Here is a 24095-nt window from a genome sequence, read left to right as displayed (position 1 = left end):
CAAGCCACGATCCAAAGCAGAGGTGACCTGTGACTTATAGTTCAGGAACCGGATCCTGCTTACTGTGGCATCTCAAGTCCCGGCCGCAATCCTGTCGCGACGACTGAGACCCGGAATTTTCCGGCAAGTGCCCGGTCGAATATCGCGCCAACGATGATATCGGCGTCGGCGTCGACCTCCTCGCGGATGCGGGTGGCGGCCTCATCGACTTCGAACAGCGTCATGTCCATGCCGCCCGAGATCGAGACCAGGACGCCCCTGGCGCCGATCATCGAGGCTTCGTCGAGAAGCGGGTTTGCGATGGCCGCTTCGGCGGCCCTCTTGGCGCGACCCTCACCCGTGGCTTCGCCAGTACCCATCATCGCGCGGCCCATGTCGCGCATCACCGACTTCACATCGGCGAAGTCGAGATTGATCAGCCCCTCCTTGACGATCAGGTCGGTGATGCAGCCCACGCCCGAATAGAGGACACGATCGGCCATGGCGAAGGCGTCCGCGAAAGTCGTCTTGGCGTCGGCGATCCTGAACAGGTTCTGGTTCGGAATAACGATCACGGTATCGGCGCATTCGCGAAGCTGCTCGATGCCCTCTTCGGCGGCCTGCATGCGGCGTTTTCCTTCGAAGGTGAATGGCTTAGTGACGACCGCCACCGTCAGGATGCCGGCTGTCCGCGCAGCGTTCGCTATGACGGGCGCGGCACCGGTTCCGGTTCCGCCTCCCATGCCGGCGGTCACGAAGCACATATGGGTTCCCGCAAGGTGGTCCCTGATCTCGTCGATCGATTCCTCGGCCGCCGCACGGCCGACCGCGGGCAGCGATCCGGCGCCCAGGCCCTCCGTGACATGGGCTCCCAACTGGATCAGCCGCGAGGCTTTGGACATGGTGAGAGCCTGGGCATCGGTGTTGGCAACGATGAATTCCGCCCCCTGCAGATTTTCGGCAATCATGTTGTTGACCGCGTTGCCGCCACCGCCGCCGACGCCGACAACGGTTATCTTCGGCCGCATTTCAGAGATGACGGGCCTTGCCGCGGTGCTCATCGTCTTGTCTCCTTGGAATTGATCGACAAAAATTCATCCCGGAACGCGCCGTTTGAACACGCCAGGAGCAAGAATCAGCTTTTACAGCCTTGGCGCAGGGAATCAGAGGGTGAATTTCGCGGCAAGACAAGATGTAGCGCTTGTACCATATGCGCCGACTTGGCAGAGACGTCATCGCTCGCGTCCGCCTATGGACAGCGCGCCACGCAGCAGCGACATTGGCGGCACACAGCAGGCGAACCAGGGCAGGCGACATGACATCGGTTTCGGATTTCGAGCAGGGGCAGAGTTTTTCCATCGAAGCAGGCGGCAGGACGATCGCACTGGAACTGAGCGCGGTGAAGCCCATTGCCAACAGCGCGCGCGAGGGCGGCGGCTTCACGCTGCTGTTCAAGGGGCCGCGCGACGCGGCGCTGCCGCAGGCGACCTATCGCTTGGTCGGCGAGGGTCAGTCGCATGACATCTTCATTGTTCCGGTCGCGGCCGACGCGGCCAGCTATGTCTACGAGGCCGTCTTCAACTGATTTTCGATGGTTCGGCCGGTCATGGCGACGATCGGACCAACAGAGCAGTCCGCAGGTGAGGGCGACTGGAGCCATGATCGACTTCATCGAGATCGCAGGTGTGCTTGACGAAGCAGCGTGCAGTGCGCTGTGCGCGGAAATCAGAGCTGGCTGCGGCGGCCCGGCCGGCCTGATGGGACGCGCGAGCCAGAAGCCGGAATGGCCGGAGGTTCGCAGGACCAGGCGCGCCGAGGTCTCGCCGACCAGCGAAGCGCTGGTGAATACGCTGCTGGCGCAGCAGAAGGCGGCGCTGGAGCGGCATTTCGCCGTCGCGCTTGGCCTTGTTGAAAAACCCCAGTTCCTCCACTATCGGGAAGGCGATTTCTTCGTGCCGCATCAGGACGGCAACACGCCGCTCATTCACGACGAGTCGCGATTCAGAAAGATTTCGGCGGTGATCTTTCTCAACCGCCAATCGGACGATCCCTCGCCCGAAAGCTACGCAGGCGGCTCGCTGGTCCTGCATGGTCCTTACAGCGGTCCGGACCTGCGCGTTGCCATGCCGGCAGCACCGGGCACCCTTGTCGCGTTTCGTTCGGAAACGACGCACGAAGTTACCCCGGTCACCCGCAACGAACGTTTCACCATCGTATCCTGGTATCGCGGCGCCTGACGATCAGCCCGGCAAACGGATCATCAGGTCGTAGACGCCCTTGTCCTCGGCAACGATGAAGCCGAGCCGCTGGTAGAGCCGTCGCGCCGGGTTGTTCTTCTCGACATGGATCGAGACCGACTTGCCGGCGGCGGCGGCCTCACCGATGAGATCGGTGAGCAGCGCACCTCCAATCCCCTTGCCGCGATGCGCCGGCAGCAAGGCGATGTCGATGATGCAATGCTCGCTCGGCAAGCGCTCGATATAGAGGCGGCCGATGTCTTGCCCGGCCTGCTCGATCACCAGCCAGTCGGCAGAGGGATAGTATTTCTGATAATGCGCGTGCTGCGCCTGAAACTGCATATCGAGGAACGCCGCTTTCTGTGCGTCGCTCCACGTTGTGACGGCAAGCTCTTCGGCACGGGTCGAGGCGTAGAGTGCCGACAGGAACGGCAGATCGGCGCCCGCGATCGGGCGGAACGTCAGGCCAATCCGTGCCGCGCGCGCCCAGCAAAATGGAACTCGCGCGCCGTCCGCGATCGGAAACCGGATCATGGAGTGGCGCTTACGGACGCGCCGGAAAAACGCCTTGCATGGCGATGATGAACGTCATCGCCAGATAGGGAGGCAGGTTGTTGTGAGGCAACGTACTGCCCGTCATGCTGAGCGCCTGGGGGTCCATCTGGACCAGATTTTGCGACGTGTTGTTCTGATACAGCATTCCGCCCCCCGACTTCCCCAGAACAACCGCATCGGTCAGAGTTCCTTGGGCGCCATTCTCGGTGGATATCGCGACAAAATGATTATGTTGCGGCATTTCCGTCTGCAGAAGGGTAACGGACGTTTCGCCACCCGTCTCGCCGAGAAACCGCTCCGACAATCCGTTGCCCTGTCCTTGCGCCATGGGTGCGGAGCCGGCCATGTTGGGCAAAGCGAAGGTCGACTTGCCGTCGCCGCCGTAATACGTGCCCAGCAGTGAAAACAGCGCCGTATTCTGCGAGATTGGCAGGAGCTGACCATCGCAGGTCGCCCAACCTGTCGGGGCGAAATCTCCGGCAAAAATTCGTATTTCGGCGACGAACGGATTGGTCATGACAATCTCTAGCTTTGCTGGGGGAAGATGCCATACAGCGAGATGATGAAACTGACGGCGAGGAACGGCACCATATTGTCGTGAGGTTGGCTGCCGCCGACCGGCGAAATGGCTCCGGCGGCCATGTTGCCATCAGGTGCGATACCCACATAGGGCGTCAGCAGGCTCGATGTCGCCAGGACACCGCCGGACGGACCCGGATTCTTGGCGATATTCGACGAACCCGTCCATGTATGGGAATGGTTCGGCATTTGTTGAGTTGAAACAGTGACGGATTCGACCCCGCCCAGTTCTCCGAGTTGATAGGTCTGGCTGACCAGCGGGCCTTTGCCAGCATGGACGGGGATGCGGGATGCGAGGTTGGGCAGGGCGAATGTTTCCTCCCCGTCGCCGCCATAGGTCGTACCGATCAGAGTAAACAAGGTTTCGTTCTCGGAGATCGGCATTAGCTGGCCTTGGCAGAACGCCCAGCCATTCGGAGGGAAATTGCCGCCGAACATCCTGATCTCGCCGACAAAAGGTTGGCTCATCGAAGCGTCCTCTTAATTTCGCGACGGGAAAATGCCTTGCAGGGCAATGATGAAATTCAAGACGAGATACGGCGATCTGTTCTCATGCGGCTGACCGCCACCGACGAAAGTGATGTTTTCCTTCGCCATAGCCACCGCGCTGCCCGGCGGTTGATAGATCGGGCTGGCGCTCGCCCCCAACAGTGCGCCGGATGGATTGTTGACGTTGCCGGCAGTGTTCGATGCGTTGACGAAATGGTTGTGTGTCGGCATTTCGCCGAGCGTGAGCGTGTGAAACTCTTCTCCGCCCTGACCGCCGACAACTGCACCGATAGGACCGCCGGTATGAACAGGCGCGCGTCCCCTGACATCCGGAAGAGCAAAGTTTGTCTGGCCGTTGCCGCCGTACTTGGTGCCAAGAAGTGAGAACAATGCCTGGTTCTGGTTAATCGGCAACAACTGGCCGTTGCAAAATGCCCAGCCGCGCGGAGCATAGTTCCAGGAAATGATCTTGACTTCACCTAAATAAGGCTCACTCATCCCGGCTCCCCTCGGTTCGCGGCTTACTGTCTGAATTCTTGTATTATGCCTAACTAAGGCAACAAGTCGATATCAGATTCATAAAATATATTTCCCAAGGTGAAATCCAAGGTTGCGATTACGGCGTGGCTGCAGGCAGCAGTGGCAGCGGCTGGCTGAAGAACGTCCGGCCGTCCGTCAGCGCCGTTGCCCCGCCATTGACGGCTTCGATACCTGCCTCGTTCGCCTGCGGCACGTTGATGGTGCCGTCGGCGGCGCCGAGGCCGTCCGCGAGGAAGCGGATGGCATTGGCGTTGTTGACATTGGTGATGGTGTTGGCGTGAACGTCGGCATTGATGATGGCGCCGGCAAACGTGGCGGTGACCGTGATGCCGCGGCTGTCGGCATTGTCGCGAATGATATTGTTGGTTACCGTCGCGTGCACGGTGCCCGGCTGGACGAGTTGCGAGATCGTGATGCTGTCGCCACCGCTTACGCCGTTGACGCCGATGCTCTGGATGATGTTGTTATCGATCAGCACCTTGGCGACGCCGAGGCTTTCATGTCCAATCCGGATGCCAGAGCCGGCTACCGATCCCGAGGTTGCCACGCCTTGCGTACCGATGACGTTGTTGGCGATGATGCCGTCGAGCGTCCGGGCGAGGTCGCCGCTGCTGAACACGTTGATGGCGTTCCCTTCGCTGTTGGTGACGGTGTTGTTCTTGACGGTGAAATTCAGATTGCCACCCGTGCCGGCGCCGGCATTGCTGCTCTGGGTGAGGTTGATGCCGTTGTTCAGGTTGTTGAAGAGATTTCCCGTGGTCTCGCCGATGTGAGCGTTGACGGTACCGTCATTGGCAATGACGAACAGGCCGGTTCCAGGGATGACGCCCGGCCCGGGATAAGCGTTGTTGCCGGTAAAGGTTGCGCCGTCCACGGTCAGCGTCATCGTCGGCGTGCCGGCGACACCGGCGCCGTCCGCTTCGAAGATGAAGTCGCTGCCGGCATTGTCGGAGGCGCCGTTGTTTGAGAACGTGCCGCCGCTCACCACCAGATTCGTCAACGTGCCGCCGGAATTGATGACCTGCACGTTGTGGGTGAATGAGTTGGAGACAATAAGGTTGGTGAACGTGGTGACGTGCGAGGCATTGCCGGTAAGTTCGTTGAACAGGATTCCGGACTCGGTGTTGTTATCGGCATTGCTGTTCAGGGTCAGACCGTTGAGTACCACACCGTTGACCCGCAGGCCCTTTATGCCGTTGCCCGCATTGTCGCTGATGATCATGTTGCTCAGGCTGACATCCTGAGTGTCGGTCAGGCTGACGCCGTCGCCGGTCGAGTTCTGGATCGTGCCGCCGCTGCCCGCCGTCGCGCCGGTGCCGGTCACCACCAGATTGCCGCTCGTACCGGTGTTGTTGAGCACGATGCCGTTGGCTGCGCCATTGGACGCAATGCTCCTGAACGTCACGTCGCTGACGCCGATCGTCGTGTTGGCGATATTGAGGGCCGTGCCCGTGCCGGACGCGATGGTGTTGCCGGTGCCCTGCACCGTCACCGTGCCGCCGCCCGTGGCGTTGAAGCCGGCGCCGCTGGTGGAGCTGATGACAAGCCCGCCGCCGGTGAAGTCGATCGTCGCGCCGCCATTGTCGGTCAGGCTGACGCCCGCCGCCGTCGTCGAGGTGATCGACTTCGAAGCGCCGGAGAAGGTGATGGTGCCGGCGGCATTGTCGTCCATAAAGATGCCGGTCTGGCCAGCCACATTGTGCGTGATGTTGCCCGACAGCGTGATGTTGCCCGCGCCCGCGGCGCGATCCTGGATGTCGATGCCACGGCCGGTGCCGCTGGTGATGGTGCCGGCATAGGTGAATGCTGCCGTGCCGCCGCTGTTGGCGGTGCCTAAGCCATCGCCGATGCGGATCACGGCACTGGTGCCGCCGACCAGCGCGCCGGTGCCGAGATCGATCGCGCCGGCACCGGTGACGGTGTCGAGGATGACGGCGCTGGTGGCGCCGGCGCTCTTGTTCGTGGAAGCGAAGGTCATGCCGCCCGCGCCGATGGCGACGGTGTCAAGATTCACGGCGACGCCGCCCGTCGTGGTGATCGAATTGCCGGCACCCGTCACCGAGATCGTGCCGCCACTCGTGGCGTTGAAGCCGGTGCCGTTGGTGGTGTTGATCGCCAGCCCGCCATTGCTGAAGTTGATCACTGTGCCGCCATTGGCGCTCAAATCGACGGCGTTGTTGGCGCCGGTGGTCAGCGTTTTCGTGGTGCCGCCGAACGTGATCGTGCCGCTTTGATTGCTGGTGGCGAGGATGCCCAGGCCATTGTCGCTGCGGGTGATCGAGCTGGCGGAGTCGAACGTGACCGAACCGCCATTCATGCCCCGGATGTTGACGATATTGCCGCCCGGGTTGGTGATATCGACATTGTTCAGGTTGACGACCGCGCTGACATCGTTGTTGGGCGGCAGGCCCTGATCGCCGTCGATGACGAAGGCATGGTTCGTCGCGCCGGCAGCAGTCTGGATGGCGACATTGTTGAAGGTGAAGGTGCCGGTCGCGTTGTTCGCCGCATCGCCGAGGATGGTGATGCCGCGCGCTCCGGTGAGGCTCGCATTGTTGACGGTGACGTTGCCCGCCGCGCCGTCGATGAGTATGCCGGTGCCGGTGACCGCCGAGTTGTTGAGGCCGTTCACCGTCGCGGTCGTGAAGTTGATCGCACCGCCGGTCGTGTTCGCGATCGCGATCATGCGCTGGCCGGCGGTTGCCTGGGTGATGGTGCCGGCATAGGTGACGGTGGCGCTGCCGCCACTGACATCGAACGATGTGCCCGTCGCGCCACTCAGCGCACCGGTGCCGAGCGCGACCGTGCCGGTGACATTGGTCAGCGCGACATTGTTGACGCCGCCGCTCGACGTCGTCGAGGTGAAGTTGACGCCGGCAGCGATACCGTTGAGGTTGACCGCCTGCGCGCCGGTGGAATTCACCGTGCCGGTGGTGACATTGACCGTGCCGCCATTGCTGGCGCTGAAGCCAGTCGTGCCGTTGCTGACGATGTCGAGGTTGGCGAAGCTGACCGTCGAGGCGGTGCCGTTGTTGTCGATCGAGACGGCGGTGCCGGTCAGCGCCGTGGTCGTGCCGAGAGCGACGCCGCCGGTGAAACTGACCGTGTTCGCCGCTGTCGCGCCGGAAACGCTGATGCCGCTCGCCGCGCCATTTGCCACGACCGCGCCGGCAAAGCCGAAGCTGCCGCCAGTCCGGTTTGCGATGGTTACCGCCGTGCCGCCCGACGTGCTGGCAACAAAGCTCGCCGCATCGAACGTGATGGCCGCGTTGCCGCCGGTAACCTTGATTCCCCCACCGGCGCCGCCCGTGACATCGACATTGGTAGCGGTAATCGTGCCCTGGGGGCCGGACGCGCCACCGAAGACGATACCGGTTCCCGTCGCCGCCGTGGTGACATTGACGTTGGTCAGCGTCGTGGTGCCGGTGGTGTTGCGCAGGTCGAAGGCGATGCCGGTGGCGCCGGTGCTGCTGACGTTGGTGATGGTGGTGTTGAGCGCATTGACGATGACGTCAGTGGCATTGCTCGAGAATGTCACGTTGTCGATCGTCGTGTTGGTCGACGGCGTGATCTCGACGCCGGCGGTCAAGAAATTCTGGATCGTCATATGGCTGATCGTGGTGCCCGAGGCACCGGTACCATTGTCCTTGATGCCGCGCGCAGCACCCGCCGGGCTGCCATTCAGGATGAAGCCGTCGATGATGTTGCCGCTGGCGCCGAGCGTGATGACATTGTTGCCGGCGCTCGTCGTCAGCGTCGCGGCGCCATCCGGCGTCTGATCGGCGATCGAGATGTTGTTGCTGGCAAGCTGGATCGTCGACGGCACCGTCAGCGCCAGATTGATGTTGCCATTGCCGAAGCCGCGCACCTGTTCATTGGCGGCAAGCACCAGCGTGTTGTCTGCATTGGTGCCCGCCGCGGTGATGGTGCCGCCATTGTTGACGAGAACCAGGATGTCTGTGGCGCCAGACGCCGCTTCCGCCGTTGTCAGCGTCGCCAGATTGTTCTGGTCGCGGCCGGTGCCATCGCCGGTCGCGCTCGCGCCGACGAAATAGACCTTGCCGATACCGAAGCCGAGGCCTGGGGTCGCCTGGAAATTCACGTCCTGGAAGTTGTAGGTGCCGGCCACTGGCGCGCTGGAAGCGTCGATGCCGACATTGGCGCCGATGGTCGAGTTCTGATCGATCGCCGATTCGCCGTCGCCATAGATGAAGGCAAGGTTGGTCGTGCTGTTGAGGAACACGCCGGTGTTGACGCCGGCAATGCTGGAGCTGGCGCCGCCGACCACGGCGTCGCCAAGGCGGACCGTCTGGCCGCCAATGGCGCCGCGCAGGTCGACGCCGATCGAGGTGCCGGCGGCGGCCGCGTTGGTCACGTCGAAATCATTGGCCGTCACCGCCGCATTGATGGTGGCGCCGTTGAGGTCGAAGGCGACCCCCGTGGTGCTGTTCAGGCCGATGTCGAGATCGTTGAAGGATAGCGCCGCGCCAAGCGTGCCGGAAACATCGACGCCGCGCGAGGTGATGCCTTGCAGGTTGACCGTTCCGAGCGCAATGGCGCCACCGCCGGACGAGGCGATGTTGTTCAGCGAGATGCCAGTCGCCGCGCCATTGACGGAGATGGAGCTGAAGTTGAGGCCGCCCGCGCCGATCGTCGCGCCGCTGAGGTTCAGCGCGGTGCCGCTGCCGGTCGAAATCGTGTTGGCGCCGCCGGTGACGCTTATCGTGCCACCGCCGGTGGCGTTGAAGCCGGTGCCGGACGTGGTGGTGATCCCCAATCCGCCGCCGAAATTGATCACGGCTCCGGTGTTGGCAATCAGACTGACTGCCGGGCTGGCGCCGGTGGAAAGCGTCATGGCTCCGTTGAAATTGAACGTGCCGCCACTGTTGGTGTGGACATCGATGCCGTTGTCGAAGCCGCCGGTGGCGCTGAGGTTGCCCGACAGGGTGACCGTGCCGCCGGCGACGCCGGAGATGTCGACGATATTGCCGGCGGTGGTCTTGGTGACCGTGCCGCCATAGCTGACGGTCGCGTCGCCACCGCCGAGCAGGAATGCGACGGCCGACGCGCCGGTCAGCGAGCCGGAACCGAGGCCCACCGTGCCGGTGACGTTGGTCAGGCTGACATTGTTGGTGCCGCCACCAGACGATGTCGAGTCCAACGCAATGGTCGCCGCGACGCCGGAGAGGCTGATCGCCTGGCCGAGGGTTGAGTTTACCGTCTCGGCACCGCCAGTGGCGGTGATGCCCATCGTGCCGCCAGTGCCGACGATGGCCGTGCCAGTCGTGGTGTCGATGGTCAGGCCGCCGGTGAAGCTGGTGGTACCGCCGCTCTGCGAAAGGCCGACGCCGCTCGTCGTATCGATGTTGGCGAGACCGGTGACGTTGACCGTGCCGGATACCACATGGATGCCGCCGCCGGCGGTGGCGGTGTTGTTGACCGTCACCGCGCCGAAGGTGAATGGGCCGGTGTTGGCGCCGGTGACGTCGATGCCGACGCCGCTGGTGCCGGTGATGCTGGTCGCGCCGGAGACATTCACCGCCCCGGTGAGGCCGTTGAGGATGATGCCGCTGGCGCCGCCGCTCGAGGTGATGCTGTCGAAGTTGACGCCGCCGGCGCCGAGCGTGCCTTGCAGCGACAGTGCCGTCTGGCCTGTCGCGTTGATCGTCGTGGACCCGGCATTGGCGACGGTCAGGACATTCAGGCCCGACAGGCTGAGGCCGGTGGTGGCGGACGTCGTGATGTCGAGGCCGCCGTTGAAATTGACCGCGGCTGCCGCGCTGCCACCCGAAATCGAGACGCCATTGCCGCCGGTGATGGTCACCTGGTCGGTGAAGGTCACCGCGCCGCCGGTTCGGTTGGCGATATTGATGCCGCCACCGGTCAGCGTTCCCGGTGTTGCGCTGTTGGGCAGGATGCCGCGCGACACAGAGATGGTGCCGGTGCCGCCATTGACGTCGAGCAGCGTGCCGGCAACGTTGATGTTGTTGTTGATGACCGACAGATTGCCATTGAGGCCGGCAACCTGGATCGCCGTCCGGCCTGCCGCGACATTCGAGATCGTCACGCCTTCGATGGTGATGCCGCTGGCATTGCCGAAGCCAACCGCGCTCTGGTCGATCAGGAAGGCGGCACCGGTGGCGCTGCTGAAGTCGAATGCGGTGTGGCGCACGGCATTGTCGCCGAGCAGCTGCATCAGGTTGGCCGTTCCGCTGACCACGGCCTCGTCGCCGGTGATGTTGCCGCCGGTGGCGCCGAGATTGCCCTGGACGTTGGCCGGCTGGATCGTGCCGGTCGAAACCACATTGCTGTTGCCGAAACCGGTGATCGTCTGGCCGGAATCGAGCGTGAAGGCGGTGGCGCCAAGATTGATCGTGCCGACGAAGGCGAAGTTCTGCGCGCCGGTCAGCGCATCGGCGGCGGCGAGCGAAATGGTGTTGACGCCCATGCTGAGATTGCCGGTCGTGCCGGCGGCGATGAAGCCGCCCGACTGCGAGACCAGCGTGACCGAACCGGGCGCTGTGGCAAGGTTGGCGCTGCCGGTGAAGAACACGTCGTCGAAATCGTAGTTGCCGAGCGTCGGATCGAGGCCGACCGTGTTGACGGTGAAGCCGCCGGCGGCGGCGATGATGAAGGATTCCAGCCCGTCGGTGGAGTCGCCGTCGCCGAAAGTGAAGGTGGCGTTGGCTGAGGTCGCGGTGGTGCCGCCGGACGACAATTCGACGCCGACGCCAAGATTGTCGATCTTGGACCCCTGCAGGAAGGTGATGACCTTGTTGCCGGTGGTCGACGACAGGTCGATGCCGCGCGAGGTCAGATCGCCAAGACCGGTGATCGTCGTCAGGCCGAAATCGGCCGTCGTGGCGGAGCCGCTGAAGTCGATGCCGGTCTGGTTGGCGCCGACATTGTCGATGGTCGTCGTGCCGAAGCTCACATCGGCATTGGTGCCGCTGAAATTGATGCCGGCCGTATTGGCGGCGGCGCCCATCGTCACCTTGGTCGTGCCGAGCGTGACAGAGCCGGAATTGCCTGAAATGTCGATGCCGTTGCCGCCGGCGCCGCTCACCGTCACCGCTCCGAAGGTGGCGCTGCCGGCAACATTGGCGACGGACAGGCCGTTGCCGGTCGCGTTGGTGACGGAAAGCGCCGCGCTGGCGTTGAAGGTCGCGCCGACGTCGAGCCCACCGATCACCGCACCGCCGCCGCCGGTCGCCGTCAGCGTCGAGCCCGTGAAACTGATCGTGCCGCCGCTCGGTGCCGTCGTCGAGCCGATGTCGAACAGATTGCCGGTGCCGGTCGAGGTGACATTGCCACTGAAGGTCACCGAACCACCGGTGATGCCGTCGACCTTCACCGCCGTGCCCGGCGCGGTGGCCGAGCTGGAGATGCCGGCCGAGACCGTGATCGCCGCACTGCCGCCGGATACGACCACGCCGTCGCCGCTGCCGGAGTTGGTGATGGTGCCGCCGATGCCAATCGTGCCGGTGTTGTTGGTCAGGCTGACGTCGGCGCCCGAAACCAGCGTTGTCACCAGATTGTTGACATTGACCGTCGCAGCGCTGCCTTGCACCACAAAACCGGCGCCGCCGCCAACAACCGTGTCGATCGTCGTCGTGCCATTGAAGGTAACGGCGTTGGCTACGTTGGTAAGGCGGATGGCATCGCCATTGACGCGGTTGATGTCGACAGCGCCGAAGGTAATATTGCTGCCGATGGTGTTCTGGATGACGATGCCCGTCGCCGCCGCTCCGCCAGAGCCGTCGACAGTGACACTGTCGAAAGTAAACCCTTGCGCGATGACCAGGGTGTTCGGGCCGCCCTGCAGTTGAATACCTCTTTCGGCTAGCCCGGCCCCCGTTGTAACCGTGTTGCCGGAGCCTGTGACGCTCAGTATGCCGCCACCGACGGAGCTGAAGCCAAAGCCGCCGTCGGTCGTCAGGTCGAGCCCGCCGGTGAAATTGATCGTACCACCCAGATTGTTGGTCAGGTCGATCGCGTTGGCGGCGCCGGTGCTGGCGGTAATCTTACCGCCGAAGGTGGCCGTGCTGCCGCCGGACATGGCATTGATCTTTACCGCGCTTGCCGCGCTGGTCTGGTTGATGGTGCCGTTGTAGGTCAGGTCCGGCTGGGCATTGTCGATGTTGAACGCCACGCCCGTCGTATTGGCAATCGAGCTCGCGGCGTCAAAGTTCAAGGTGCCTGTAGAACCACCAACGAGGTTGATGCCTATACCAGCGCCATTGATATCGAAATTGGCAAAAGTGGCGTTGCCACCGAAATTATCAAGCGATAGGGCGGTTCCGGTGACGCCACCGATCGTCGTCGTGCCGCCGAAGGTGACCGCAGCCCCGGTATTGTCCAGAGCGATGCCGTTCTGAGCCGCCTGGATTGTTAGGTTGGTGACGCTGACGGCGCCCGAGGCGGCGGTCAGGTTGACGCCGGTGACCGCGCTTTCGATGGTCACGCCGTTGATCGTCACGCCGACGGAGCCGGCCCCGTCAATCGCAGAGCCCGAGCCGGCGTTTCTGACGCTGAGATCGGCGACGCGGTTACCGTTGGCCAGGTTGATTGCGCTGCCGGTCGAATTGTTGAGCGTGGCGGCGCCATTGCCGAACGGATCGACCTGGGTGCCGGCGGTCACGACCTCGGTGCCGGTAACGTTGGCCGGAGGCCCGCCCAGAGCGATCGTGTTGCCGTTGGCAAACGAGACGATCTGCTGGCCGTCGGCAAGCGTAAAGCCGTCGGCATCGGTGCCGAGGTTTCCGTTGCCGTCATTGACGAGGACGAAAATGGTACTGGCATCGGTCGTCAGATCGTCGGCAGCCGCCGCATTGATCAGGTCATTGACGCTGGCGCCGGTGCCGGAACCGGTATTGGCGGCACCGACGAAGACAACGTTGGCGGCATCGAACAGCTGCGGGCCGACCAGGTGCGTAGCGTTGAAGGCATAAGTGCCGCTGCCGGCCATCAGGCCACGCATGTCGAGCGAGGCGGTGGTGCCGGTGATCGCGCCGCCGCCGGTGGCGCCGAAGGAGAACACCGTGTTGGCGGTGGTTCCGGCTGCCCCATGCGTGCCCATCTGCACGCCGGTATCCGCCGTAATTGTTCCGGTGCCGATCGTGACCGAGCCGCCGGTCGTGCCCGACAGGTCGATGCCGGTTGAGGTGGCGCCGCCGAAGACGGTGAGCGAATTGGCGGTAAAGGTCGACTGGCTGCCTGACAGGTCGAGGCCGGTGGCCTCGACGCCGCCGATAAATATCGTGCCGAAGCCGATCGTGCCGTTGACGCCTTGAACGTCGATGCCGTTGAGGCCCGGCAGACCAATTTCCGCATAGCCGAAGCTGACGGCGCCGGTGTTGCCGTTGAGCGCGATGCCGTTGCCAAGCACCTGGCTGATGAGCACATCGCCGCTGAACCCGACCGTTGCCGTGCTCCCGCTGACCGAAATGCCGTCGCCCGTGGTGCTGTCGATCGTCGTTGGGCCGGTGACGCTGAAGTTGCCGCTGACGCCCGTAAGGCTGACGCCGGTCGTGCCGCCGACCTGGCCGATATTGTCCAGCGTGACGTCAAGTCCGATGTTCGTGGCCTGGAAGGCGGCTGTCGTGTTGTTGCTGACGATGCCGCCTTCGATCGAAAGCGAGCCGGTGCCGGTTGACGTGGCCTTGACGCCGCTGCCGCCATTGCCGGTCGCATTGAGCGTCTGGAAGCTGGTGATGGCGTTGCCGTTGATCAGCAGGCCATCGCCGGTATTGTCCGACAACGTCGTCGTGCCGGTGAAATTATACGTGCCGTCGCCTAGGATCGACAGGCCAGCGCCGCCATTGCCGGTCGAGCTCAAATCGCTGCCGGAAACGCCGTTGGTGCCGTCGAACAGCACGCCGTTGAGGTTGGCGCCGGACACGGTCATGCCCGTCAGCGTGACGCCGGTGACGCCGCTGCCATGGATGCCGTTGGCAGTGCCGCCCGAGATGTTGAAATCCAGCAGCGAGCTATTGCTGGCCAATGTGACGACGTCGCCGCTGCCCGAAGCGGTCAGCGTCGCCGCGCCCGCGCCGTCCGAGACGGTGGAATTGTGCTGGACATTGTCGCCGACGACGTTCATCGGCACGCCGCCGAGCGAGAAGGTGCGGCCGTTGCCGAAGGAGGCCAGCGTCTGCCCTGCGTCGAGCGTGAAGCCGTCCGTATCGTCGATGAGGCCGCGATTGACCAGCACGAAGATGGCCTGGTCGTCCGCGTTGGCGTCCGCATCGGCAATCGTGGCCAGATTGTCTAGGGACGACCCGTCGCCGGTGCCGGTCGCCGCCGCGGCGACAAAGAGCAGATGCGCCACGTCGAATAGCTGCGGCCCGTTGAACTGGGTCGAGCCGAAATTGTAAAGCCCGGAACCGGGGTTCAGCCCGCGTGCGTCGAGTGAGGCAAGGTTGCCGCCAATCGAGCCGCCGCCGAAGGTGAACTGGGCGTTGGCGGTGTCGGCCGGCGAGCCGGCAATGCCGAGCCGCACGCCGGTGCCGACATTGGCGATGGTGCCGCCATTGGTGATGATGATCGTGCCGCCGTCGGTCTGGGCGAGATCGATGCCGATCGAATTCGTGCCGCCGGTGCCGGTTATGTTCAGCGACTGCGCCGTGAAATTGGTCTGGCTGTCCGAGAAGTCGAGGCCGACGCCGGAGCCGAGCCCGGAGATGATGATGTTGCCGGCGATGACGGACGCATTGACGCCGGTAAACACCATGCCGTCGGTGCCGGGATTGGTGATGTTGATGTCGCCGAAGCGGATCGCCGCCGGCGATTCCGTGATCGCAATGGCGGGTCCGGTGGTGCCCGTTGCATTGGTCGCGCCGGTGACGATAAAGCTGCCGGAGACATGGTCGAGGACAACGGCCGACGTGCCGCCGGTCTGGGTGATCGAATCCAGCACGATATGGGCGGTGATCGGATCGATGAAGACGCTGACGCCGTCATCGCCGAGCGCCTTGTTGCCAGACACCTGGCCGCCGGTGATGGTGATCGAGCCGGCGACCCCGGTGCCCTTCACGGTTATGCCGGCATCGTTGTTGTCGAGGGTATTGAGGGTGGCGAAGGTGTAGGTGCCGTGGCCGGTTGCGTCCAGGCCGTCGTCGCCATTGCCCTGCAGCAGCGTCGTGCCGGTGAAGTTGTAGGTGCCGTCGCCTTCGATATGCAGGCCGTCGAGGCCGTTGCCGGTCGCGGTGAAGTTCGAACCTCTGACGCCGGTCGACGTGCCGGTGAAGCTGGCGCCATTGCCGCCGGTGCCGGTGACCGTGACGTTGGTCAGCGTGGCGCCGGTGATGTTGTTGCCGAAAATGCCGTCCTTGCCGCCGGTGATGGTGATGCCGCTCAGCGTGTTGCCGTTGGCGAGCGTCAGGACATTGTTGGCGGGATTGGTGCCCTGAATGGTGCCGTTGGAGCCGCCGAAATTATAAGTGCCGATGCTGCCGTCGGCGAGCTTCGCCTGGACGCCGCCGCCACCGCCGATGACGATCTGGCCGTTGGCGAGCGTCACGCCGGCTGTCGTAATGTTGCCCTTGCCACCGAGCGCGACGACAACGCCATTTGCGCCGGCGCCGGCGACTGCATTGTCGAGCGTGGTGGGGTCGCCGATCGTACCAAGGCCGAGCGCGTCGTTGTCGCCATCGGCGAAGAAGAACTGGCCGAACGCCGTGTTGGTGGCGGCGTTGATCGCCACACGCGTCGTCGAGCTTGTGACCTTGTCGTGGCTCTCGATCCGGACGCCGATGTCGCCGCGCACGCGCTCGTTGAGACGTTTGCGCAGGCCGGGGCTGACCGGGTAGACTGGCTCGGTGCCGTCATCGACCGATGAAGTGGTCTGGTCGAAAGCGTTGAGCGGCACCGTCAGCCGGATGCTGCCGGCGAACTGGGTGTCGTCGCGATTGTCGTTGCGCACCTCGCCGGTGACGGTCAGCGACGTGCCTCTGCCGATGACGTCGCCGATCGAGTATTCCAGGCCGGCCTTGGCGCCGGTGATGCTGCGGTCGTCGCCATCCGGATCGCCGAAATGGTAGGCGCCGACATCGAAGCGCAGCGAATGGTTTTCAGGCAGGTCGAGCGGCACCTGGACGCCGATCTCGCCCTCTATGCCCCAGGCCGCGTAGTCGCGGTGGTCGATGGCCGATATCTGCTCGATCAGCTGATGGCCGACCAGCGACAGGCTGGACTCTTGCCCGCTCGAGTGGCGGTCGCCGCTGATCGGCAGATAGACGTTTACATGCGCGTCATATTTCGAGGTGATGGCCTCGAGGCCCAGCGTCGAGGCGACGAACTGGTGGCTGTCGTGATTCTGGATGTTGAGGTAGGCGTAGCCGCCGACCATCAGATCCGGATTGACGATGCGGCGAACGCCGAGGCCGACATCCTGGCCGAAGCCGTCGTCGAAATCGTATTTCGAGCGCACATCGAGGAAGAGAACGGATTCGAGGTTCTGCTTCAGCGGCAGGAAGCCCTCGATGGCCGTGTTGCCGCCATTGTTGTTGGCGCCGATGATGGCGCGGACCTGTGGCTGCCACAGTCCATTGTCACCCGCCTGAGCGGCCATGCCGGAAAGGGCAAGTGCCAAGGTGGAAAGTGCTGTTGTCTTCCACAAATGTCTGGAAAAGCCTGACCGGCGATACTCAGTATTCGCCCGGAAGCGTCTTCCGTGCGTCGCCATGCCATTGATTTGCCGAGTTTTCTCGGTCGTCTCCATCCCGTACTGACCCCGTGGAGTACACGCTCGGCGCGAATATTTATCCGAATCCTACTGTATAGCGAGCGCCGATTCTTCTTTTTACACCTACAAGATTGCAAAGTTGTTTATTGTGGCAGCAAGGCAACAGTACATTAGCCCGCTCTAATTCACCTGTAGTGGCTTCCCGGCCAGGCTCGGCTGTTGTATCAAGGCCGCGAAAACCCTGACACGGCGAGGATCGCGTGGCTCCACTGCTGAAAACCATCTTTGGGCGGGCCGCGTGGGTTGGCATTTTGTGGCTTGTGCTTTCGGCAATGGGGCCGGCGCTCGCCGAGGATGCCAAGCCTGCCGAAACCAAGCCTGCGCAAGTCAAGCCTGCCGACGCCAATCCATGGGCGGTAAACTGCTCCAGCGGTTCGGCGAACGCCGAGCTTCAGTGCCAGGTTTCGCAAAACCTTACCGAAGCCAAGACGGGCCAGCGTGTGCTGACCGTGACCGTGCGCCGCGACCCTGGCAATGGCAGCCTGGCAATGCTGCTTGCCCTGCCGCACGGCTTGTTCCTGCCGTCCGGCGCCAGCTATCAGATCGACCAGGGGCAGAAAACGACCATCGCGATCCAGACCAGCGACCAGAACGGCGCCTACGCCGCCACGCCGCTGTCACCGGAGCTTGTCAAGGCGATGAAGTCGGGAACCAATCTGAACATAGGCATGGAATCGGTGACGCGTAAGCCGGTCACCATCCCGGTGTCGCTAGGCGGCTTCACCGCAGCTATCGCCAAACTGGAAACCCTCAAATAGCGGTTCAGGTCCCAAACTTACGAAAGCATCGGCTTACGCAACGCCCGATCACCTCACACCTGCTTGCGGCCGGCCTCGCCGCTGGGGCTGCGACTAAGATGCGTCGAAGCGGCGGCCGTGCTTGATGCCGCCGCAGTTTCGCTCCACATCGTGAGGGATGAAGACGGAGACATCGCAGCGGCGTCGGACTTTGCTGTGGGCCTTGCCCGCATCGCTGATCCTGCACGCGCTCATCGTCGCGCTCCTGGTCTACGGCCTGCCCATGCCTCCTCAGGAGCCGCAGGAGGAGCAGCCGATCAATGTCGCGCTCGTGCCGCCGCCCGAACCGCCGAAGCCGAAACCTGCTCCGAAGCCGCCGGAACCGAAAGTAGAAAAGCCGCCTGCGCCACCGAAAATCGAGGGCCTGAGGCCTGTTTTTCAGTTCGGCGACAAAAATGCCGGCTCGCGGAAATCCCTGGATGGGGCCAGCGCCCAGGACAACTCGCCGGCGCCGGCCAAGGATGACGGTTCAAAACCGCCGGGCGAGCCGAAGGCAGAGAGCAAACCCGCTGCATCGCCAGACTCCGGGGAGCAGGCGGGTACGACCAAGGCCGAGGAGAAGCCGGCGACCGAGGACGCAAGCAAGCAGGAAGCAGACAAACAGCAGCCGCAAGACGCTGACAAACAAGCTGCGGCCGCAGTGCCTTTGGCGGCTCCCGGCGACGATGGTGAGATCGAGCTTCCTGCGTCGGCCCAGGCTCCGAAGGCCAGGCCCGAGAACACGTCGAAACCAAGCCCAGCAAAGGTCTCGAAGTCTGTAAGTGGCGGCGAGAGCAGGCCAAGCTCAACAAACGTGGCCGCTGCCCAGGCTTATTCGGGCCTCCCGGGCGTCCGCAAGCTCTACTCGCAAGGCGCTACCGGCGATGCGTTCGCCACGACCGCGATAGATGGCCTACCGCGCGATGAGCGGGCCGGCCAACTTTGCTTCAGCGTCCTGGGAGAGCAGCTGAAGGGCGGCTCATATGATCCCTACGCGTGGCCTCTCTATGAGTTGAAGGAGGGCAATGTCATCGCCCAGCCGCATGCTCATTTCCGCACGCGAACAGCAGGATGGTACGATCTGAGCTTCCGGTGCGTAATCAATGCCAATGCGACGCGGGTCGTGTCATTCGCCTTCCGTGTCGGAGCACCCAACTCGCCCGAGGAAAGCGCCCGCCTTGAGTTGGAGATGCGCCGGTAGCGCATTCTGACATAAACGGGCTCGTCTGTGGGTGCTCTACCGATTGGCCTTGCGCCATTCCTCATATTCGCCGCGGGCATCGTCCTGCAGCGGATAGTAGCGCTGCAGTGGCGCACCCTGCATCAGCTTCATGCGGGAGAATTCCTCCCACTCGTGATGCTTCTGTGATTCTTCGATCACTTTTGCGGCCATTGCGAGCGGAAGCACCACGACCCCGTCGTCGTCGGCCACGATGATGTCGCCGGGGATCACCGTGACACCGCCGCAGGCAATCGGCACGTTAACGGCATTGGGATAAATGCTGGTCTGCACATGATAGTTGGGCGTCCAGCCGCGCAGCCAAAGGGGGAGGTCGAGCTTTTCGACATTGGGCCGGTCGCGCATGCATCCGTCGATGACGATGCCCGCACCGCCTCTGCCCTTGAAATAGGTCGACATCATATCGCCGAAGACGCCCGAGCTCATGTCGCCACGCGCGTCGACGACGACCACATCGCCTTCCTGTGCGTGATAGAGCACGTGCCGGTGCAGTTGGGTCTCCGGATCGGCATATTCTCCCTCGCTGAAGAGGTCGGGCCGTTGCGGCAGGAATTGCAGCGTCAGCGCCGGCCCGACGACCGACTTGCCGTGGTTCTGCGCCACCGGACCGACCATGTGCGGATTGCGGAAACCCATGTGGCCGAGCGTGCCGGCAACCGTCGCGGCGCCGATCTCCCTGAGCGCGTCGATCAGATCTTTGGGCGGCCGCGTGATGTCGGGGGTATGCGTCATTGTGGACTCCGGTTGAAAGGAAACTACCAGTTCGTAACAGACCCGTCGCGGCGCTTAAGGTGAGGCGCTTCCCAGAAGCGGAAGCTCTGCGCCTGGATCGCCTCTTCGTTGATCTCGACGCCCAGTCCCGGCAGGTCGCTGACCGGGTAATCGGGGCCGTCAAGCCGTGGTTGCACGGGAAAGAACTCGGAATTGTCGAAGCCCAGCGTCCTTTCCGGCGCCCTGGTCTCGAGCCATGCGAAATTCGGCACCGCCGCGGCGAGATGGATGGTTGCGGCTGTGCAGACCGGGCCAAGGGGATTGTGCGGCATCAGGTCGACATAGTGCGCCTCGCTCCAGCCAGCGACCTTCATCGCCTCGGTGAGCCCGCCGACATTGCAAACGTCGAGCCGGTTGAATTGGTGGATGCCACGCTCGATGTAGGGCAGGAACTGCCACTTGCTGGCAAATTCCTCGCCGATGGCGAACGGGATGTCGGTCATCGTGCGCAGGGATTCGTAGGCCTCCGGGGTCTCGTCGCGTATCGGCTCCTCAAGAAAATCGAGCACGCCACCGTCGAGTTTGTTGCAGAAGCTCGCCGCCTCGGCGACCGACAGCCGATGATGATAGTCGATACCAAGGACCACCTCGTCGCCCAGCGCCTCGCGTGCCTTGTTGAGCATCCTCGCGGTAGCGCCGATCGACTCGCGCGGCTCGAAGATGTCCTTGCTGCTTTGGCCTGCGGGGAAGAAGCGGATCGCCTGCCATCCCTGCGCGCACAGGTCCCGGGCTCGGTCGATGGCAACATCGCCCTCGGCCTCGTCTCCGGTCGAGGCGAAGGTGGGGATGCGGTCGCGCTGCTTGCCGCCGAGCAACTGGTAAACCGGTACTCCCAGCGCCTTGCCCTTGATGTCGTGAAGGGCGATGTCGATGGCGGAAATCGCCGCCTGCAGAACGCGTCCGCCTTCGAAGTACTGGCTGCGATAGACCTCTTGCCAGATCCGCCCGATCTGCATCGGGTCGCGGCCGATGAGAAATTCGCGATAGTGCTCGATTGCGCCGGCCACGGCTTTCTCGCGACCGCTCAAGCCGCTCTCGCCCCAGCCGAAGATGCCCTGGTCGGTCTCGACCTTGACGAGCATCTGGTTGCGGGTTCCCACCCACACTGGATAAGACTTGATCGCCGTGATCTTAAGTTTCGTGGTCATTCACACGCATTCCCCCAACGCATCCGCCCCTGTCTCAATCGGCCTGGAGGGCCATCTGCGTTTCGCCGTCGAACAGATGGATGCGTTCTTGATCGAACTCGAGCCAGATGTGCTCGTCGGGTGTGACGGCGATGTTGGGAGACACGCTGATGTTGACGATCGCGCCGGAGAGGAACGCTTGCACGAAGGTGACGTCTCCGGTTGGCTCCACCGTATAGGCCTTGGCCGGAATGGCGCCGGGGGCGGCGCTCTTGTGCAGCTTGATCGTCGAATGTCGCGCGCCGAGCACGACCTTCCTGGTGGTTGCTCCCAGCACCTTGCGCGCGTTGAGTTGCGACAGCGGGAGGCTCCAGCCTTCGGCGCTCGTCAGAGTGGTGCCGCCGTTTGCGGTCGATGCCTCCAGTGGGATAAGGCTCATCGCCGGGCTGCCGACGAAGCTCGCGACGAACATGTTGGCGGGATGGGCGAAAACTTGCGCCGGCGAATCGTATTGCTGCAGGAAGCCGCCGTTCATCACGGCCATCCTGTCTGCCATGGTCACGGCCTCGAGCTGGTCGTGTGTCACATAGACGATCGTCGCCTTCAGGTCCTGGTGGAACCGCTTGATTTCAGACCGCATCTGCACGCGCAGCTTTGCGTCGAGATTGGAGAGCGGTTCGTCCATCAGGAATACCGCCGGATCTCGAACCAGGGCGCGCCCCAGGGCCACGCGCTGCTGTTGCCCGCCCGAAAGCTCGCGTGGCTTGCGCTCGAGCAGTTGAGTCATGTCGAGCACCTTCGCCGCTTCCCTGACCTTCCTGTCGATCTCGTCCTTGGGCAGCTTGCGCATCTGCAGGGGGAAGGCGAGGTTCATATAAACCGACTTTTGCGGATAGAGCGCGTAGTTCTGGAACACCATTGCGATGTCCCGGTCCTTGGGGTCGAGGTCGTTGACCACCCGGTCGCCGATGAAGATATCGCCCGACGTGATCGGGATCAGCCCCGCGATGAGATTAAGCGTCGTCGTCTTGCCGCAGCCTGAGGGGCCGACGAGCGCAACGAATTCGCCGTCATTGACGGTCAGCGAGACATTGTTGACGGCTTTGAAGCTGCCATAGGTCTTGACCAGATCTTTGAGGACCACGTGGGCCATCGGCAGCTCCTTAGTGCTTGACCGCGCCTTCTGTAAGGGCGCGTACGAAATGTCGTTGCAGGACGAGGAACAGCACCACCACCGGCACGCTCATCATGAAGCTGGCGGCCATCAGGCCGGGAAAGTCCGTCGTATTTTCCGAGAAGAAGCGCTGGATACCGACCGGCAGTGTCAACTGCTCGTTCTTCGACAGAAAGGTATAGGCGTAGATGTACTCGTTCCACGCGCCTATAAAGGAATAGATCGCCGTTGCGATGATCCCCGGCGTCGAGAGCGGCATCACGATCAGGATAAAGGCCTGGAACCGTGTTGCCCCATCGATGCGCGCGGCCTGTTCGAGCTGCACCGGAATGTTGTCGTAGAAGCCTTTGAGCAGCCAGATCGCCAGCGGCAAGCCGAATGTGAGGTAGGTGAGGATGAGCGATCCGTGCGTGTTCACCAGCCCCAGCATGCGCATCAGGATGAAGAGCGGCACCAGAAAGATCACCGCCGGGAACATGTTGCGCAAAAGCACAGTGAAGAACAGGAAGTTCCGGCCGGGAAAACGGAAGCGCGAAAACGCGTAGGCCGCAGGGACAGCCACGATCACCGAAAGGATTGTCGTGACGGTCGACACGAAAAGGCTGTTCCAGAAGAAGCGGAGGAAGTCCTGGCCGACGCTGTTCTGCGGATCGAGCAGCTTCTGGTAGCTGGCGAGGGTAGGTTCATCGGGCCACCATTGCGGCGGAAATTGCATCGCCGCGAACCCGGATTTGATCGAAGTGATCAGCATCCAGACCATCGGCAATGCTGTGTAGAGCAGCATGAACACGAGGAAGATACGTCCGGCCCACCGCCATCCGTCGACGCCGCTACGGCGACGGGACCGGCTTCGAGGAGCAGTCTCGGCAATCTTGCTCATGAGTCCGCCTCTTTCCGCTCGTTGCCGCTGAGCGCACGGACGTAGAAGTAGCCCAGCGTCATCATGAACAGGAACAGGAGCACCGAATAGGCGGAAGCCACCCCCCAGCGCTGCCGGCCGAAGGCGAGCTCGTAAATATGGGTGATCCAGATATGTGATGCGTTGGACGGCCCGCCACCGGTCATGATCCAGGGGATGATGAAGGAATTGAAGTTGGCCACCGCGAGCAGCAGGATCGTCACCGTCGAGACGTCTCTCAGGTGCGGGAAGGTGACATGCCAGAAGCGCTGCCACGCATTGGCCCCGTCGACTTTGGCGGCACGCAGCAACTGGTCGGGAACTGTCTGCAGGCCGGCCATCATCATGATCATGGCAAACGGAAACTCGCGCCAGATATTGACGACGATGAGAGAGGGCAGCACCGTGCTGACGCTGTCGATGAAGTTCGGCGGCCGGTCGGTCAATCCGAGGCCGACCAGCACCGCGCCGATGATGCCGAAATCCGAATGGTAGATCCATTTCCAGATATAGGAGGCGGCGACCGCGCTGATCACCCAGGGAACGATCAGGATGGCGCGCAGAACGCCACGGCCGACAAAGTCGCGGTGGAGCGCCAGCGCGGCAGCAAAGCCGAGGGCGAAGGAGATGAAAGTGGATGCCAATGTCCAGACAAGGGTGTTCCACGTGACCTTCCAGAACACCGGGCTTGTGAGGATGGCCGTGTAGTTGTCGAAGCCGATGAAGATCTTGTCGCGGAGCTGCAGGCCCGGCGGCGTATTAAAGAACGACAGCTCGACCGTGTAGTAGATTGGATAAGCGATGACGATGAGCATCACGACGATCGCAGGCAGCACATACGCGTAGTCAGCGCGATGCTCCCAGATCTTGCGCAGCAGCAGGCTCCAACGAGCGGGCCGCAACTCTTGCCGAGCTCCGGCCTTGCCGGTCACGATCGTCACTTTGGCGTGCCCTTGTTTTTCGGAACGGACCGGCTGCACTCTCG

General features: G+C 63.1%; 15 protein-coding genes. 4 read left to right on the top strand and 11 right to left on the bottom strand.

Annotated elements, in window-relative coordinates:
* Positions 1 to 59 precede the first annotated feature (59 nt).
* A complete protein-coding gene (gene ftsZ / locus AC1DYC_RS11840) occupies positions 60 to 1040 on the bottom strand; it encodes a cell division protein FtsZ (RefSeq protein ID WP_477406460.1) in 981 nt (326 codons plus the stop codon).
* A 254-nt stretch (positions 1041 to 1294) separates the two neighbouring features.
* Between ftsZ and AC1DYC_RS11835 the strand changes: the two genes are divergently transcribed.
* Together AC1DYC_RS11835 and AC1DYC_RS11830 are read left to right on the top strand one after the other, a co-directional pair.
* Positions 1295 to 1564, top strand: a complete 270-nt coding sequence (locus AC1DYC_RS11835; RefSeq protein WP_477406458.1) for a DUF6916 family protein — start codon at positions 1295 to 1297, stop codon at positions 1562 to 1564.
* 73 nt (positions 1565 to 1637) lie between these two features.
* Positions 1638 to 2216, top strand: coding sequence for a 2OG-Fe(II) oxygenase (locus AC1DYC_RS11830; RefSeq protein WP_477406456.1), 579 nt, complete (start codon positions 1638 to 1640; stop codon positions 2214 to 2216).
* A gap of 3 nt (positions 2217 to 2219) precedes the next feature.
* On the opposite strand, the gene AC1DYC_RS11825 is transcribed toward AC1DYC_RS11830, so the two are convergent.
* The 5 genes from AC1DYC_RS11825 to AC1DYC_RS11805 all read right to left on the bottom strand — a co-directional run bounded on the left by AC1DYC_RS11825 (position 2220) and on the right by AC1DYC_RS11805 (position 16971).
* On the bottom strand, positions 2220 to 2750 hold the full coding sequence (locus AC1DYC_RS11825) for an N-acetyltransferase family protein (protein ID WP_477406454.1): 531 nt from the start codon (positions 2748 to 2750) through the stop codon (positions 2220 to 2222).
* A gap of 10 nt (positions 2751 to 2760) precedes the next feature.
* Positions 2761 to 3288 carry a phage tail protein gene (locus tag AC1DYC_RS11820; protein WP_477300757.1) on the bottom strand — a complete coding sequence of 176 codons (528 nt, stop codon included), beginning with the start codon at positions 3286 to 3288 and terminating at the stop codon, positions 2761 to 2763.
* An 8-nt stretch (positions 3289 to 3296) separates the two neighbouring features.
* Positions 3297 to 3818: a phage tail protein gene (locus AC1DYC_RS11815; protein ID WP_477406452.1), complete on the bottom strand. Its 522-nt coding sequence runs from the start codon at positions 3816 to 3818 to the stop codon at positions 3297 to 3299.
* A 12-nt stretch (positions 3819 to 3830) separates the two neighbouring features.
* Positions 3831 to 4337, bottom strand: coding sequence for a phage tail protein (locus tag AC1DYC_RS11810; RefSeq protein WP_477300761.1), 507 nt, complete (start codon positions 4335 to 4337; stop codon positions 3831 to 3833).
* A gap of 118 nt (positions 4338 to 4455) precedes the next feature.
* On the bottom strand, positions 4456 to 16971 hold the full coding sequence (locus tag AC1DYC_RS11805; protein ID WP_477406450.1) for a beta strand repeat-containing protein: 12516 nt from the start codon (positions 16969 to 16971) through the stop codon (positions 4456 to 4458).
* A 353-nt stretch (positions 16972 to 17324) separates the two neighbouring features.
* Here AC1DYC_RS11805 and AC1DYC_RS11800 point away from each other — a divergent pair, with 353 nt between their 5' ends.
* Both AC1DYC_RS11800 and AC1DYC_RS11795 read left to right on the top strand, forming a co-directional pair.
* Complete coding sequence (locus tag AC1DYC_RS11800; RefSeq protein ID WP_477406448.1) at positions 17325 to 17882, top strand: invasion associated locus B family protein; 558 nt, start codon at positions 17325 to 17327, stop codon at positions 17880 to 17882.
* 157 nt (positions 17883 to 18039) lie between these two features.
* Positions 18040 to 19101 carry a DUF930 domain-containing protein gene (locus AC1DYC_RS11795; RefSeq protein WP_477406446.1) on the top strand — a complete coding sequence of 354 codons (1062 nt, stop codon included), beginning with the start codon at positions 18040 to 18042 and terminating at the stop codon, positions 19099 to 19101.
* Positions 19102 to 19137: 36 nt separating this feature from the next.
* On the opposite strand, the gene AC1DYC_RS11790 is transcribed toward AC1DYC_RS11795, so the two are convergent.
* From AC1DYC_RS11790 to AC1DYC_RS11770, 5 genes are read right to left on the bottom strand one after another with little or no spacing between them, the layout of a single operon-like run.
* The gene (locus AC1DYC_RS11790) at positions 19138 to 19872 is read right to left on the bottom strand and encodes a ribonuclease activity regulator RraA (protein WP_477406444.1); all 735 of its coding nucleotides are present in this window, start codon (positions 19870 to 19872) and stop codon (positions 19138 to 19140) included.
* A gap of 23 nt (positions 19873 to 19895) precedes the next feature.
* Positions 19896 to 21059, bottom strand: coding sequence for a mandelate racemase/muconate lactonizing enzyme family protein (locus AC1DYC_RS11785; protein ID WP_477406442.1), 1164 nt, complete (start codon positions 21057 to 21059; stop codon positions 19896 to 19898).
* Between the two features lie 34 nt (positions 21060 to 21093).
* On the bottom strand, positions 21094 to 22191 hold the full coding sequence (locus tag AC1DYC_RS11780) for an ABC transporter ATP-binding protein (protein ID WP_477406440.1): 1098 nt from the start codon (positions 22189 to 22191) through the stop codon (positions 21094 to 21096).
* Between the two features lie 10 nt (positions 22192 to 22201).
* A complete protein-coding gene (locus AC1DYC_RS11775) occupies positions 22202 to 23092 on the bottom strand; it encodes a carbohydrate ABC transporter permease (protein ID WP_477300775.1) in 891 nt (296 codons plus the stop codon).
* Entirely contained in the window at positions 23089 to 24051 is a 963-nt protein-coding gene (locus AC1DYC_RS11770; protein ID WP_477406438.1) for a carbohydrate ABC transporter permease, read from the bottom strand. The genes AC1DYC_RS11775 and AC1DYC_RS11770 overlap by 4 nt, the downstream gene beginning before the upstream one ends.
* Positions 24052 to 24095 lie beyond the last annotated feature (44 nt).

The organism is Mesorhizobium sp. P2_E7 (genome assembly GCF_056403855.1).
Note: the sequence above shows the minus strand (reverse complement) of the source record. Positions and strands in the feature narration are given on the sequence as shown.

Excerpts from the sequence above, each read along its gene's own strand:
- AC1DYC_RS11835 (WP_477406458.1), top strand. The coding sequence starts at position 1,295 with ATGACATCGGTTTCGGATTTCGAGCAGGGGCAGAGTTTTTCCATCGAA.
- AC1DYC_RS11810 (WP_477300761.1), bottom strand. The coding sequence starts at position 4,337 with ATGAGTGAGCCTTATTTAGGTGAAGTCAAGATCATTTCCTGGAACTAT.
- AC1DYC_RS11815 (WP_477406452.1), bottom strand. The coding sequence starts at position 3,818 with ATGAGCCAACCTTTTGTCGGCGAGATCAGGATGTTCGGCGGCAATTTC.
- AC1DYC_RS11825 (WP_477406454.1), bottom strand. The coding sequence starts at position 2,750 with ATGATCCGGTTTCCGATCGCGGACGGCGCGCGAGTTCCATTTTGCTGG.
- AC1DYC_RS11780 (WP_477406440.1), bottom strand. The coding sequence starts at position 22,191 with ATGGCCCACGTGGTCCTCAAAGATCTGGTCAAGACCTATGGCAGCTTC.
- AC1DYC_RS11790 (WP_477406444.1), bottom strand. The coding sequence starts at position 19,872 with ATGACGCATACCCCCGACATCACGCGGCCGCCCAAAGATCTGATCGAC.
- AC1DYC_RS11775 (WP_477300775.1), bottom strand. The coding sequence starts at position 23,092 with ATGAGCAAGATTGCCGAGACTGCTCCTCGAAGCCGGTCCCGTCGCCGT.
- AC1DYC_RS11785 (WP_477406442.1), bottom strand. The coding sequence starts at position 21,059 with ATGACCACGAAACTTAAGATCACGGCGATCAAGTCTTATCCAGTGTGG.
- AC1DYC_RS11795 (WP_477406446.1), top strand. The coding sequence starts at position 18,040 with ATGAAGACGGAGACATCGCAGCGGCGTCGGACTTTGCTGTGGGCCTTG.
- ftsZ (WP_477406460.1), bottom strand. The coding sequence starts at position 1,040 with ATGAGCACCGCGGCAAGGCCCGTCATCTCTGAAATGCGGCCGAAGATA.
- AC1DYC_RS11830 (WP_477406456.1), top strand. The coding sequence starts at position 1,638 with ATGATCGACTTCATCGAGATCGCAGGTGTGCTTGACGAAGCAGCGTGC.
- AC1DYC_RS11820 (WP_477300757.1), bottom strand. The coding sequence starts at position 3,288 with ATGACCAATCCGTTCGTCGCCGAAATACGAATTTTTGCCGGAGATTTC.